9 protein-coding genes are annotated in these 13,760 nt (G+C 74.1%); all 9 read right to left on the bottom strand.

The genetic code is table 11. The features are described from left to right. Positions 1–6: 6 nt before the first annotated feature. The 9 genes from ACGF4C_RS04695 to eccB all read right to left on the bottom strand — a co-directional run bounded on the left by ACGF4C_RS04695 (position 7) and on the right by eccB (position 13,755). Entirely contained in the window at positions 7–375 is a 369-nt protein-coding gene (locus ACGF4C_RS04695) for a WXG100 family type VII secretion target (RefSeq protein WP_393563242.1), read from the bottom strand. A 128-nt stretch (positions 376–503) separates the two neighbouring features. Further along, on the bottom strand, positions 504–926 hold the full coding sequence (locus ACGF4C_RS04690) for a YbaB/EbfC family nucleoid-associated protein (protein ID WP_393563240.1): 423 nt from the start codon (positions 924–926) through the stop codon (positions 504–506). Between the two features lie 182 nt (positions 927–1,108). Then, complete coding sequence (locus tag ACGF4C_RS04685; RefSeq protein ID WP_393563238.1) at positions 1,109–4,627, bottom strand: hypothetical protein; 3,519 nt, start codon at positions 4,625–4,627, stop codon at positions 1,109–1,111. 212 nt (positions 4,628–4,839) lie between these two features. Beyond that, positions 4,840–5,511, bottom strand: coding sequence for a hypothetical protein (locus ACGF4C_RS04680; RefSeq protein WP_393563236.1), 672 nt, complete (start codon positions 5,509–5,511; stop codon positions 4,840–4,842). Between the two features lies 1 nt (position 5,512). Further along, the gene (locus ACGF4C_RS04675; protein ID WP_393563234.1) at positions 5,513–5,803 is read right to left on the bottom strand and encodes a WXG100 family type VII secretion target; all 291 of its coding nucleotides are present in this window, start codon (positions 5,801–5,803) and stop codon (positions 5,513–5,515) included. Positions 5,804–5,832: 29 nt separating this feature from the next. Next, positions 5,833–6,285, bottom strand: a complete 453-nt coding sequence (locus ACGF4C_RS04670) for a WXG100 family type VII secretion target (protein WP_393563232.1) — start codon at positions 6,283–6,285, stop codon at positions 5,833–5,835. 105 nt (positions 6,286–6,390) lie between these two features. Then, positions 6,391–9,648 carry a right-handed parallel beta-helix repeat-containing protein gene (locus tag ACGF4C_RS04665; RefSeq protein ID WP_393563230.1) on the bottom strand — a complete coding sequence of 1,086 codons (3,258 nt, stop codon included), beginning with the start codon at positions 9,646–9,648 and terminating at the stop codon, positions 6,391–6,393. After that, the gene (locus tag ACGF4C_RS04660) at positions 9,645–12,428 is read right to left on the bottom strand and encodes a hypothetical protein (protein WP_393563228.1); all 2,784 of its coding nucleotides are present in this window, start codon (positions 12,426–12,428) and stop codon (positions 9,645–9,647) included. The genes ACGF4C_RS04665 and ACGF4C_RS04660 overlap by 4 nt, the downstream gene beginning before the upstream one ends. 1 nt (position 12,429) lies before the next feature. Further along, positions 12,430–13,755 carry a type VII secretion protein EccB gene (gene eccB / locus ACGF4C_RS04655; protein WP_393563226.1) on the bottom strand — a complete coding sequence of 442 codons (1,326 nt, stop codon included), beginning with the start codon at positions 13,753–13,755 and terminating at the stop codon, positions 12,430–12,432. Positions 13,756–13,760 lie beyond the last annotated feature (5 nt).

Below are 13,760 nucleotides of genomic sequence, written 5' to 3'. Positions count from 1 at the left end.
AGCCCGTCAGCCGCGGCCGTGCGACGGTGTGGGACGCGTGCTCGGGTGGCCGGGTTCCCGGGTCGCACCGTGGTTGCGGATCGCGTCCAGGTTGTTGTACTCGGTGTTCGCGAAGCTCTTGCCCATGGTGTGCACCCCGTCCGCGGTACTGGTCACCACGTGCGAGATGTCCGCAAGGCCGCGCTGCACGGTCTCGGCCGGGCCCTCGTACCCCTCGACGAAGGCCCGTCCAAGGGGGTCGTCCCACCCTTTGCCTACGTCCTTGAGCTCCCCTTCCAGGGTCTTGAGGACGCGCTCCGCCCCGCCGGCGAGCTCGCGGACGTGCGGGACGGCCCCTTCGAGGCGGTCGGTGTCCACAGAAAGCTCACTGTCCATCAGTTCCTCCGTGTCGTCTCGTCATGCGGTGGGTCGTGTGGGGCGCCCGGAGCGGTACGCCGTAACGCTCGGCGCCGTACGGTGACTGACCCCGGCCGACGGCCCCGGCCGGCCGGAGCGCGCTGCGTTCACTGCGGCGACCGGCCCTGCTCGACATAGGCGCGTACCGCCTCCGGCATGGCCGGCTGCTCCGGCAGCAGCGCCGTCAGGTCGGCGGTGCCCTGGAGGAAATCGACCGCCGGGATCTCCGCCGGGAGATGGGAGGCCATCAGCTCCCCTGCCTGGGCCAGCGCCTCCTCCCTGGCCGACCGGGCGGCGGTGAGGATCGCCTCGGTCAGCTCGGCGGGAGCCATCCTGCGGTAGGCACCGGTGGGGAATTCCACACCGGTCAGCTCGCCCTGCGCCCCCACCGTGACCTTGACGGACTGCCGGGGCGCCGTCCCGGTCGCGGAGATCTCCCGGAGCCGCTGCTGGAGTTCACCGGCCTCCTGCCGCTGCCTGCGGTACTCCTCCAGGAGCTCTTCGATCCGCTCGTCGTACGGGCTCGCCACGCCGACCCCTCTCCCGTTGCCACCGGCTGCCGCGCCCACCTCGGGCGGTGGGCGCGGGCCGGTGAGGTTGCTGTGCGGGTCGAGCCAAGCCGATCAGGCGGGGCTGGGGCCCCGGGGGCGGCGGGTCTGTGGCCGTCCGTACCTCCAGCTCTGCCCGGGCGTACCCGGTGGCCGGCGGGAGATCAGTCGATGATGCCGGGGATGTCACCGTCCTTCGTGCCCCACGGTGTCGCACTCCTGGCGAGCAGTTCCGCGATCCTTCCGGCCTCCGGGTCGTCGCCGTCCGCGGACGACGCCTCGGCCACACCGGGCGCCTGCTCCGCGGGGCCCTCGTCCTCGTCCTCTTCCTCGTCGCCGAGCCAGGAGCCCGAGCGGAGTTGAGGGGGCTCGGCGGCCGCGCCGCGGTCCCCGCCGGTGACCGGGGACCGGCGCCAGCTGGGCAGCCCGCAACCGGCGGTGGCTTCGGTCCCGGCGCCCTCGGCGCTCCGCGCATCGGTCGCCGGCGGGTTCCCGTCGGCGGACGCGGTGGACGGAGCCTGACCGTCCGCCCGTTCGTCCCGGCCGCGGCGGCCGAGCGACCGCGACAGCAACGGCGCGAGGGAGGTGGCGGCCGTGGCACCCCAGGCCACGACGTCCTCGCTCGAGACGGACGAGGAGGGCAGGGGCACCCGGTCAGGCAGGGGCACCCGGTCAGGCAGCGGCACCCGGTCGGGCCGGCTCACGCCGGGCATGCGTCCGTCGCCCCGCTCGTCCACCTCGCCGGGTACTGCCGGGCCGGATACCGAGGGGCGTGCGGGTGCTGCTGCGGTCGACATCGACGCCGGCGGAACGGGGGTGCTCGTGGTCATTACGGCGGCGGTTCCGGCAGGGGCGGTTCCGGCAGGGGCGGTTCCGGCAGGGGAGACCGTGCCCCGGGCGGACGCCGCGGCGGTACGCGGGGCCTGGGCGGCCGTCGGGGGCTGGGTGGCCCTCCGGGCCTGGTCGGTGGGGACTTCAGCGGTCGCTCCGGCTGCGGAGGCCGCCCTGGCGGTCGCTTGCGCGGCGGGGGTCGTCGCAGCCGGCGCGGTCGCGGCAGGGCCGGCCGTCGCAGGGGCCGTGGTCGCGGCTGCGGCGACTCCGACTGCCGCGACTCCCGCTGTCGCCACGGCCGTTGCCGCAGTGGCGACGGCCGCGGTCGCCGTTGCCGCGCCGGCGGCGGACACCGGGCTCTCCTCTGCCGGGCCCCCCTCGGCCGGTCGCCCCGCATCCGCATCGACCGCGGCGGGCTCCGGGGCACCTGTGGCCGCGACGATGGCGCCTTCCACGGCGGGCTCCAACGCACCCGTTGCCGCAACGGTGGCGCCGTCCGCGGTGGCCTGCGCCGTCCGGTCCGGTTCGGCGGCTGTCACGTCCGCATCGCCCGCGGGCCGCAACGGCAGCTCCTCGGCCGAACCCTCCGCGGTCCAGGGAGCGGTGGCGCCCTCCAGCAGGCCGGCGGCCTCGGACCTGTCGTCCCCGGTCGCCACCGCCGCGGCGCCCGTCGCCAGGGGCATGGCGCCCGCCGTGGCAGCCGTCGCCGTGACCGACGCCTCGGCGGAGTGCGTGGTGCCGGTGGCTTCGGGTTGCCCGTCGACGGCCGGTGCGCCCGACGGGGCGCCGTCGGGCGCACCGATCTCCTCGTCGTGGTCGGCGCCCGACTCGTCGGCCCACGGTGTCCCGCTGGGGGTCAACAGTCCGGAGGCGTCGGAGCGTTCGCCGTCGGCCCTGCCGTGGGGAGGCATCATCCCCATGCCCGGCATCATCGGCATCTGCGGGCCCATGGACGGGGTGCCGCCGGCCGCGGCCCCACCGGGCACCGCGCCTTCGCCCGGTCCGAACGAGGGGACGTGCGGGGCAGTGGGCCGTACGTTGTGGGCACTGCCGGCGCCGTCCCCGACCCCGCCGATGCCGGAACCGGTGATGTGGGGGGTAGTTGGCTGCCCGTTGTGGGCGCCGCCGGCCCCGTCCCCCACCCCGCCGATGCCGGAACCGGTGACATGGCCCGGGTGGGTGAAGGCGGCGCCGTCGAGGCCCCCTGCCTTGGCCAAGCCGCCGCCGTGACCGGGAAGTCCGGCGATGGCGTCCGGTCCGGTCACCTGCGTGGAGCCGTTGAAGGGCGCCACTCCGGGGGCGGCTCCGGCGCCCTGCCCACCCGCGAGCGGCAGTGGAGCGGGGGCGGAGTTCAGCCACGGCGCGGAGCCGCCGGCCCCGGGCATGCCGGACCCGACGCCCGTACTTCCGGGGAAGCCCACCGGCGTTCCCGCCTGCCCGGCCCGCCCGACGTCGAGCGCACCGATCCCGGGTGCGTCCGACCCGACCGAAGGGATCCCCGGGAAGCCGGCGGGCGCGCCCGCACCGCCGACCGGCGAGCCGTCCAGCGCATCGATCCCCGGAGCCTGCGAATCCACCCCCGGAACGCCCGGGAAGGCGGCCGGCGCCGTGTCCTTGCCCGTACGATTGCCGCCCGCTGCTGCGGGCATCCCGGGAAGGCCCGAACCCACCAACGGGGTGCCGGGGAACGGGAGGACGGGCGCGTCCGCCCCCATTCCGGGTGCGGCAGCCATCGCCGGCAGGCCGGGTGGAGCAGCGTCGATACCCGGAGCGCCCGCGGACCCGGCAGCACCGGCGCCAGGGCCGTCGAGCGTGGGCATCCCCGCCACACCGGGACCGTCCGGCACGGGCATCCCCGCAACACCGGGACCGCTGCCCACCGTCGGCATCCCCGCACCGCCCGGACTGTCCAGCGCGGGCATCCCCGCACCGCCCGAACCGACCTGGGGCGCGCCCGGGAACCCGAGGGGCAGTCCCCCGCCGGCCGGGGCCGGGGCATCCGTGGGCAGCCCCGCGGTCGACGGGCCGGCGCCAGGTGCCGTGAAGGGCTGTACGGGAGGGGCTTCCGACGGCGAGGCCGACGGCAGCCCCGCTCCGGCGCCGGACGGCAGTCCGCCCGGCCCGACCGGCGGCATGCGGAACGGTTGGGGGGCGTTGGCCGGGGACGCCGGCGAGTTGGGGCCCTTGACGGGCGGGGTCACGTTCGACGGCGGGCGCACCGCGTCAACGGTGAACTGGTACTGCCTCGCCAGGCTCTTGAGCACGTCCCGCATGTCCCGGTTCATCATGTTGACGATGGTCTGGTTCTTGCTCACCGGGATCAGCCCGTTGGACATCGCCTTGACGCCCTGGATCTGGGCCTGTTGTGCGTACCAGGCATCGATGGCCGCGATCCTCGCCCGGGCCTCGGCCAGCTGGTTGCCGTTCCGCACCAGCTGGTTCGGCACCGAGTTGAGGTGGGAGGAGCCTCCGGAGAGCACCCCGGCGATGGCGGACACCTGATGGGAGAACGTCCCCATGGCTGCCAGGAACGACTCCGCGGCCTCACCGCGCCAGGGCCCGCTCTCTCCGGCCAGCGCGGTGGACTGCTCGTCCAGGCTCTTCGACACCATCTCCAGCACCAACTGCACCCGGTAGAAGATGTTGCCGGCCTCCACCAGCGTGGCCGGGTCGGAGACGCCGTTGGCACGGGTGTGGTCGGAGGTGTCGGCCATGGCGGCGCCGCCGGCGATGGCCGCCTCGATCTGTTTCCAGTCCCAGGTGTCGTAGTCGTTGACGGAACTCGCCTGCGAGGGTGCGGCGTAGAGCGCGCCGTCGTCCCCCTTGTCGAATCCGTTCTTGTTGTCCGCCATCGGCTCCGTGCTCCCAGTCAGCCTTCGGTTCCCGGATGACACTGCTCCGACCACGTGAACCGAAGGCTGATCAGCCCGTGTCCGGAGACTGAAGCGGACGCCGCAGAAACTTCCGCCACGACACCGCGGAGGTCCGCCGGGAATCCCGGCGGACCAGGTGGCCCGGTGTGCCGCACACCGGGCCTGGCTCGGCCGACGAGCCGTGCGCCGGCTCAGGCAGCGCTGGTGGAGGGCGCCGAACCGGCAGGGGACGGCGTCGAGCCGCCGGCGGACGGCGCCGAGCCGCCGGTGGAGGGCGCTGAACCGCCACCCTCGCCCGGCGCGGCAGGCGCGCCGCCGGTGTCCTTGAGCATGGCGCCGAAGTCCGCCTGCGCCCGCTCGATGGACTTTCGCAGGTCGGCGGCCTTGATGCCGTTGGCCTCCTCAGCCGTCGAGTAGTTCCTGCTCAGGGTCCGCATGGCGTCGCTCACGTCGGTCAGGCCGTTGTAGAGGTCCGAAAGCGCCTTGACCATCTGCTCCTTCAGACCGCCGTCCGCGTTGGCCCCTACGGTCTTGGTCTTGAGCTGGTCGGCGTCGTAGAACGAGCCGGGCGCAAGCCGGACCTGACGCAGCCGGTCCATCGCGTCCTTCACCGGTTCCTTCAGGCTCTCGATGTTCCGGGCGACCACGTCGAGGGAGGGGGTGTCCACCGAGGTCGAACCCATTCCCCGACTGGTTCCCGGAACCGCGGGGGGTGTCGGCACCTGCGCCTCCACCGTGCGGCCCGGCGGCAGGGTGACCTGCCCGGGATCCCAGTCCTGAATGGCGGGACGCGAGCTGTCGGAGTCGCTGGACGGCGGGGTGTACCCGGCCTGGCTGTTTCCGGTGAAGATCTGCCCTCCCACGTCACCTGCTCCACATGCTGGAGTTGGTGCCCTCGGCCTGCGAGTAGCTGGTGCGGATCTCTTGCAGCGCGGTTCCGGCGTTGGTGGCCTGCTGGACCATGTCGGCCGCGGCGGTGTCCCACTTGGCCTTGTTCTCGGCGTAGGCGGTCTGGGCCGCACTGGTCCACTCGGCGAGGTGCTGCCGGGCGCTGGCGTCCAGCGACGACAGCATGTTGCTGATGTTGCGGGAGATGGTGGTCATCTCCTCGGTGACGTGGTCGACCTGGGCGAAGTTGACGGTGTACGTAGGCATGTGTGCTCCTGAAGGGGTGGCCGGGCCGACTAGAGGGAGAGCGGGGCGTGCATCCGGGACGCCAGGCTGCTGGCGGCCTGTTCGGTGCTGTCGTGGGTCGAGCGGTAGACGCCGGTGTTCTGCTCCAGGGTGCTCACCATCCGGTCCAGGGCGGTGACCACGGTCTGGAAGTCCTCCAGCCAGGTGTGCATCGCACCGCCGAACCGTGCGGCCGCGTCACCCGTCCAGTTGCTCGTGAGCACCGACACCTGCTCCTGCATGGCGGACAGCTGTGCCCGCGCCGTGCTGTCCGCCTCCCGGAAGGCGCCCAGCGCTGCATTCATGCCTTCGACTGTCACTGAGGTGGGTGTGGTCACCTTGTTGCTCCTTACCTGTGTGCCGGCTCCGCCTGCAAAGACGTGCCGGGTGGATGTGCCTTTCGATGCTGGGCCACGACGAACGGCCCTTGGCCTGTGCGGCCCGGCGCTTGCCCTCGCTGTCATCCCACGGTGCCCCGATGTACCCGACCACCCGACAACTGTCGGTGAGGGCCCTCGTGACGTGCCCAACTTCCGTGCCGACGAGGGGAGTTGGAGGAAAGCGCCGGCCTAGCCGCGCGCCGCCGTGCTCGCGACCGCCGGTGCCGCCGCCACGGCTCCGGTGCCGTCCGGCAGATCGGCCACCCGGATCGTCCGGGTGCCGGCCGTGGCGGCCAGCCGGTCGGCGAACCGGTGGGCACCGTAGGCGCCTTCCGGATGCGCGGTGTCGGCGAAGTGGCCGCCGAGCGCCTGCCGCAGCCCGTCGTCAACCGCCCTGCCGTGGCGGGCGAGCCGGCGCAGGACCAGCTCCGCGAGCTCCTCGGGCCCGGGCGGGGCGAATCTCAGGTACTCGGCGAAGCAACCGGCCAGGTTGGGGCTCTCCCTCAGTACCCCGGCGAGCTGCGGCGCCTCACCGGAGAGCACCACCGCCACGTCATGGCCGGCCCGCGCCGCGCGCTGCACGGCGTCGAGGACGGCGGAACGCTCCTGGTCCGGTCGGTCCGCGAACGGCCGGTCCGCCTCCAACAGCAGGACCCCGCCCGCGGCCTCGTCGAAGGCGCCGGCGGTGAAGGTCTCGGCCTGGCCGTGCCAGCGGGCCGGGAACGCGGAGAGCGGCACCCGGTGGAGTACGCCGGCGGCGAGCACTCCCTGCTCCGCCAGCGCGCGGGCGTAGAGCCGGGCCACCGACCGCCGTCCGCTGCCCGGGCGGCCTTCGAAGACCAGGTTGGCCGTCAGCGCCACCGGCTGCTGCTCGACCCGCAGCTGCCCCAGGCCGGACAGCCTGGCGGCCAGCGCCTGCCGTACCTCGGCGAGACCGACGAGCGCGGCGAGCCGGCCGCTGCCGCGTCCCCGCGCGCCCTCCGGGCCGGGCGTGCGGCGGTCCGGGTCGTCACCGCCGGGCAGCTCGGGCACGTCCGCGGCGGACAGCCGGCTCAGCTCGGCATCCCCGGGGCCGGGCACCATCGCCAGCCGTGACGCCTGGTTGCTCACCATGGACTCGAACACCCCACGCGCCACCCGGCCGTTGCCGAACGTCGCGCCCTTGGGAATCTGCTCGAAGTATCCCACCAGCGCCTCGTGCGCGCTGTCGTCGAGCTCGTAGTAGTGCCGCCCGCACATGTTGCGGGTGATGGTGACCAGCTCGGCGGGGCTGTAGTTGGGGAACTCCACGGTGCGCGAGAAGCGCGAGGCCATCCCCGGGTTGGAGGAGAGGAACTGCTCCATCTGCTCGGAGTAGCCCGCCACGATGACCACCAGTTCGTCGCGGTGGTCCTCCATCAGCTTCATCAGCGTCTCCACCGCCTCCTGACCGAAGTCCGGGCCACTGCCCTTCCCCTGGTTGGTCAGGGTGTACGCCTCGTCGATGAAGAGCACCCCGCCGAGCGCCCTGGTGCAGACCTCGGTGGTCTTGATCGCGGTGCCGCCGATGATCTGAGCCACCAGGTCGGCCCGCGACACCTCCACGAGATGCCCCTCACCGAGGATGCCGAGTTCGGCGAGCACCGCTCCGTAGAGCCGGGCGACGGTGGTCTTGCCGGTGCCGGGCGGTCCGGCGAACACCAGATGGCGGCTCATCGGCGGCATCGGCAGCCCCATCTCCTCGCGCCGCTGGGCCATCCGGTTGAGGTTGATCAGGCCGGTCACCTCCTGCTTCACGCTCTCCAGCCCGACCAGCGCCTCCAGTTCGGCCAGCGGTCCGTTGCCCGCCTGCCCGGCGGTCTCCGGTCGTGTGCCACGATCCGGCCGCCCAGGGCCGTCGCCCTCCTCCGGCGGTGCCCCGGCGCGGTTCACCGGTTCCGACCGGCCCTCGCGCATCGGCTTCGGCCGCGGGCCGCCGTTGTCCCGGACCTCGCAGTCCTGCATCCGCACCGGCTCGACGGAGTCGCTGCGGATGCCCTCGCCCTCGTTGCCCTCCACCGTGCAGGAGCGCAGCTCGCCCCGCCCGGTGGCGTCCAGGCGCACACCGTGCCCGCGGGCGCCGTGCACCCGGCAGCGCTCGGCGACCAGCGAGCCCCCGTTCAGCACCCGGATCCCGTCCGTGTCCGAGGCGGCGACCACGGTGTCGTCCAGGCGGACCACCGCGTCCGTGTCGATCACCACCCCGCCGCCGTGCAGCAGGGCGGACTCGGCGAGGACGTCGGCCGCGCCGGTGGCCTTGAGCCCCGCGCCCCGCGCCGTGCGCACCGTCAACTCGCCGAACCGGCCGGTGCCGCCCTCCCCCACCTCAACGGCATCACCGGACGCCAACTCGACCCGGGCGACGCGAAGTTGAAGCCGAGCGGCACCCAGCACACGCACTCCGCCCGCGTCCCCGACCACCGTGAGCCCGCCGAACTCCGCGGCGGACCCCTCGGTGACGAGCACCCCGACCTGCCGCGCGTCGTGGACCGCGAGCCGGCTCCCGGTAGGAGCGCTGTTCGCATCCACCACCAGACCCAGCGGAGAGTCCCGGATCTCGCACTCTTCCAGCCGTGGCTCGGCGGCACCGGTGATCCGCACCCCGCATCGCCCCGCGCCGGTGATGGTGCAGCCACGCAGCAGCGGGGCGGAGCCGGCCGCGATGTGCACCGACTCGCCCTCCGCGCCGGAGAAGGTGCAGTCGGTGAGGGTGACCGGGGCGCTGCTGGTCAGATAGGCGTCCGGTCCTGCACTGCCGGTCACGACGACCCGCCGCACCTCGGCACTGCCTTCCTCCTCGACCACCAGGGCGGGTTTTCTGCTGTCGGCAACGGTGGTGTCCTCGACGGTCGCCTGCCCCTGCCCGTTGACGCAGACCGCGTTGCCACCGCTTCCGGTCAGCGTGCACCCGCGGACGGTCAGCCGCCCCTGCGCCGCCACGACCACCGCGGACGAACCGGCCTCGGCCACCCGGCAGTTCTCCACAGTGTTGGCACCCGGCGAGGTCACCACGATGCCGGCGCCCCGCGGGTTGTCGACCGTGCTGTCCCGCGCCACCAGCGTGCCCTGGTCCCGCGCCAGTACGGCCGTCCAGGCCCGGCCGGAGATCGAGCAGCCGTCGAAGGCGGCCTGGCCCCGGCGCAGGTCCACCGCCGGGTACTGCTCGTCCGCCCCGGAGAGCACCAGCCCGGAAAGCCGCACCTCATCGGAGTCCACCACCAGTGCGCTGCCGGTGCTCGCGTGGATCTCCACACTGCCCGGCCCGTCCTGGGCGGCCAGGGTGACCGCGCCGGTGAGCAGGATCCGTTCCTCGTACCGCCCGGCTTCCACGGAGACCAGGGCGCCCTCGCCGGCCTGGCTCAACGCCTCGGCGATCGAGCGGTGCGCGCCCGGGCGCTGTGCGGAGACCAGCAGAACCTGCCGCGTCACGACGGTGACCCCTTTACCTGGCTGTTTTCCTGGGCGGTTCCCTGGGTGGCTCCGTAAGTGGTTCCCCGGGTGGTTCGCTGCGGGGCGATGCTCGGCGAGCCGATCAGCCCGGGTGGGCTGCCGAAGCCGTCCCGCCCGTGCTCCGGCAGCGGTTCCGGAGGGTGCGCGCCCCGCCAGTTCTCGGCGGCGCGTTCCAGGCCGGCAACCGCTGCCTCGTCCAGCGGACCGGACGCGAGGTCCACCGTGCCGTCCGGCCCGATCTCCGAGGGCGACAACTCCCGCAGGAACACCTCGCGCCGGTCTGCCTGACGCACGTCCAGCACCTTGAAGCTGGTCCCGGGCAGGAAGACCACGCGGTCGGCGACGGCGGGTTCCAGCAGGACGGTGCGGCGGGCGGTGAGCGACCAGATGAGGAAGTCGACGGTGCCGGGCAGTTCGCCGGGGTCCCTGGTCAGGGCCGGGCAGAAGCCCCACTCCGTCACCAGCCGCTGTTGTCGGTACCACTGCCACTGCGCGTCGCTGACGGTGGTGCGCAGCACGCCGGCACCACGATGGGACGGCAGCCGGCGGAGTCCCTCGTACACACAGCGGGACAGCGGCACATGCGGGCCGACCGTCGCACCGCGCACCGCGGCGTCGATCTTGCTGCCCTCGGCAGAGAGGTAGAGCCGCACCGCGACCAGGTCGGTGAGGGTGTCCTCGGAGGGCTTCCTGGCGTCGCCACGCAGGCCCGGTGACTGCGAGAGCAGCCGGGCCAGGGAGCTGGCGGCGGCGTCGTACTGCTGCCGTAGGGCGCCGCGCAGCCAGTCGCGCTCCCGGTCGATGCCACCGGGCGGCGGGACCGCACATGCTTCGGGCCGCGGCGTCGGCTGGACCCGCGGGTCGTCGTCCGACGGTTCGTCGTCCGACGGTTCGGGGACTGTCACCTGGCCCGGTCCCGCCTGCGCGCCGACCGGCGCTGTTCCGTCGTCGGATGCGGTCGGCGCCGGCTGCTTCGGCTCCGACTGCTTCCGCACCCCCTCGGGGGCCGGTTCGCCGGACGTCGGTGCTTCCGGCAGGTCGGGCACCGGCTCCGCACCGCCGGGCGGCGGAGGGGTGTCACCGGCGAAGGCAGGTACGGACGCGGGGGCAGCGGAGACGGGTGCGGCAGAAGCGGCTTCGGCCTCGGGCGGGGGCGGCAGCAGATCCGCCTCGAGGCGGACGGCCGGCGGGGGTGCGGGAAGCGGCTCCGGTGGCTCGGCCGCCGCCGCGGGAGCCGTGGCCGGCGCGGGATCCGGCGTCACCGGGGCGGGCCCGGGCGTCACCGGGGCCGGGTCTGGCGCCGGCTCCGGATCCGGCTCCGTGGTGGCCGCCGCCGCGCCCGGTCGCGCGGTAACGGTTTCCGGGGCAGGTACGGACCCGGCAGGCGCGAGCCCACCCGCTGCCGGCCCGGCGGGCACCTCCTGTCCACCGGACACCACCTGCCCAACGGTCACCTCCTGCCCCCCGGGCGCAGCCACCCCCGACACGGCCATGGCAGCCGGCAGTACCTGGGAGGACTGGCGGGTGGCCGGATCGAGCCGCCACAGCGCCCCCAGGGCGAGCAGCTGCATACGCTCGGCGCTCTGCCGGGAGCTGGTGTCGTAGAGGATCTTGGCGGCGGTCGGGTCGAGGGGAAGGGCCCGGACGGCGTGCGCGTCCGCGGGCTCGGTCGGCGGCCGCATCCACAGCCCGCTCTGGGTCACCTCCAGCACGGCGTCCGGCGCGTAACCGTAGACCCCGGGCGAGAGTTCGGGCAGACCGTGGACCGGAAGCCGATGGCTGAACGGACGGGGCGGCAGGACCTGACCGCCACACTGCTGGCGTGGCAGGTAGCCGAGCTCCCTGGCGAACGGCCGCCAGCCGGGCGAGCCGTCGGGGCACACCGCGTGCACGTCCGGCTCCCCGGTGACCGCCGGACCGGCGACCGGCAACCCGCAGTAGACGGTCACCGGCCGGCCCAGGAGGTCGGACAGGGCCTGCCCCAGCGTCTCCTCCCCGGGGGCCGCCACCGGGCCGTAGCCCACGAAGCGCACCTCACCGCGGTGTTCCTCGGGTACCGCGCGCCAAAAACGCGCGACGTCGGTCAACGGCAGGGCGGCATCGCCGGGGTGGCCCAGCACCACGCACAGCCGCCTGCGGTCGCACGGCACCACGCTCGTCAACCGCAAACGGTGCGCTCGGTGCCAGAGGGCGTCCGACGCCGGGCGCAGCCACGCCCCGCCCGGCAGCGGCTCGCAGACCCCCAACGGACCCGGGGTCCAGGACTGGTTGACCATCCAGTCCTCCCACAGCGGTTTCGGCGCGCGGCGCGAGTCCCAGTGCGGTGCCGCGTCCGGCCGCAGCCGGATCCAGCCGGATTCCGCGTCACCGCGGACGAAGAGCGAGCCGTCGTCGACCCGCACCAATTCCCCGGTCGGGACGAGCACTTCGGTGCGGAGCCGGTCGGCCAGCCACTGTCCGGCGGGCATCAACTCCCCGGTACTGCCGGGAACGGGCACCAGACGCAGGCCGCGGCCGGCACCTTCGTCGCGGCTGAGCCTGCTCGCCACCGGCCGCCAGGCCGTGAGGGGCAGCGCCGCGGGCACATCCACCACCACCAACCGGTGGTCGGGGTCGAGTGCCAGCCCCTCCGCCCAGCTCCGGGACCGGCGGCCGCCCCGCTCATCGGTCCCCTTCGGCCGCACCAGCAGGGCGTGGCCGACGGTCAGGCACTCCACGGCCGGCGCCGTGGGACGGAGGCTCCCTACGGGGATCCGCATGTCACCGCCCTCCCCTGCCGCGGCCCGCGGCCGCCAGGGCCGGGCCGCTCGGTACCGCGTCCAACGCCTTCCTCGGCACCGGCAACGGCGCCACCCTCCCGTAGCCCAGGGCGTACGCGGTCGCGTCGTCGGTGAGCCGGTACTTCCGCCGCTGATCGGTGATCAGGTAGCGGCGCGGCGCCTGCTCGCCCTTCCTGGGGACGAGCTCGGCCGCGTACATCCCGCGCCCCGGCGGCACCCGTACCCCGGCGCCGGAGGAGACGGCACGGTCACGGACGACCACGGTGGCCTTGACCTTGGTGCCCGCGGCCTTCTGCCGTACGCACAACCGGTCGGGGTCACCCCGCCATTCGGCGACCGACAGCAGGTCGGGGAGGCGACTGAGCAGGGTGCGGTCGTGGGAGCCGCGGGCCGCGGCCACATCGGCCGTCGCCACCTCGACCGGGGCCGCGTGCCCCGGCCGGGCCTGCAGGAGCGCCGCTTCCGTACGGGTGAGGGGGGCCAGGCCGTCGGAGCGCAGCACCAAGTACTGGCTCGCTCCCGCCTGACCGGTCCGGAACAGCTGGCCGACCTTGGCGGGCCGACCGCCCACCCGTGGCCCGGACTTGCCCGCCCCCGGGATGTCCGCCGGAGCCAGTGCCGTCCCTGTGGGCAGGTCGGAGAGCCAGGCCGTCGGCGCCTCCATCGGCTCGTGATCGCCCAGCCCCAGCGCCACCAGGGCGGAGAAGTCGCGGACCGGGTACTTGGTGTCCTTCCACAGCACGTACTTCGCGCCGTCCGGGTCGGCGAGCAGGATCCGCCGGTCACCGCCGAGCCCGGTGTCGGGTCCGGGTGCGAAGTCGATCTGCACCGCCTCCTTGTCACGCCCGTCCAGGCAGACGTTCCACGCTCCGTGGAGCAGTTCGGCGGGCGCCGGTACGGAGTCGGGCGCGTCGGGGATGCCGAACGGGGCGCCGCGCCGTACGTCCCGTAGTACGTCGCGCGAGACGGTGCGCACGGTCGGGTTCGCGCCGGCCGCCAGCAGCGCGGAGGCGTAGTTGCGGGTGGGGCGCAGCACTCCGTCCAGGAGGAGGTAGCGGGTACCGGTCTCCTTCTCGACGATCAGGGAACCGGGCTTGCGCCAGCTGTTGTCGGCACCCGGGCTGATCAGCCCGTACACCGCGGCACCACCGACCAGCAGTGCCGTGACCGCCAGTCCGATCATGGCTCCGAGGTCGGCCCGGCGGGTGGGCGACTCCCCGTTTCCCGGGTCGCCGGTGACCACCGCCGATATCAGCCGGCCGATGGAGAACCGGTACGCCTGTACGTGGTCGCGTCGACTCCGCACGTCCG

This window comes from Streptomyces sp. NPDC048197, assembly GCF_043202395.1.
GTDB lineage: Bacteria > Actinomycetota > Actinomycetes > Streptomycetales > Streptomycetaceae > Streptomyces > Streptomyces siderophoricus.
The sequence above is the reverse complement of the archived record's forward strand: the minus strand, read 5'-3'. Positions and strand labels throughout refer to the sequence as shown.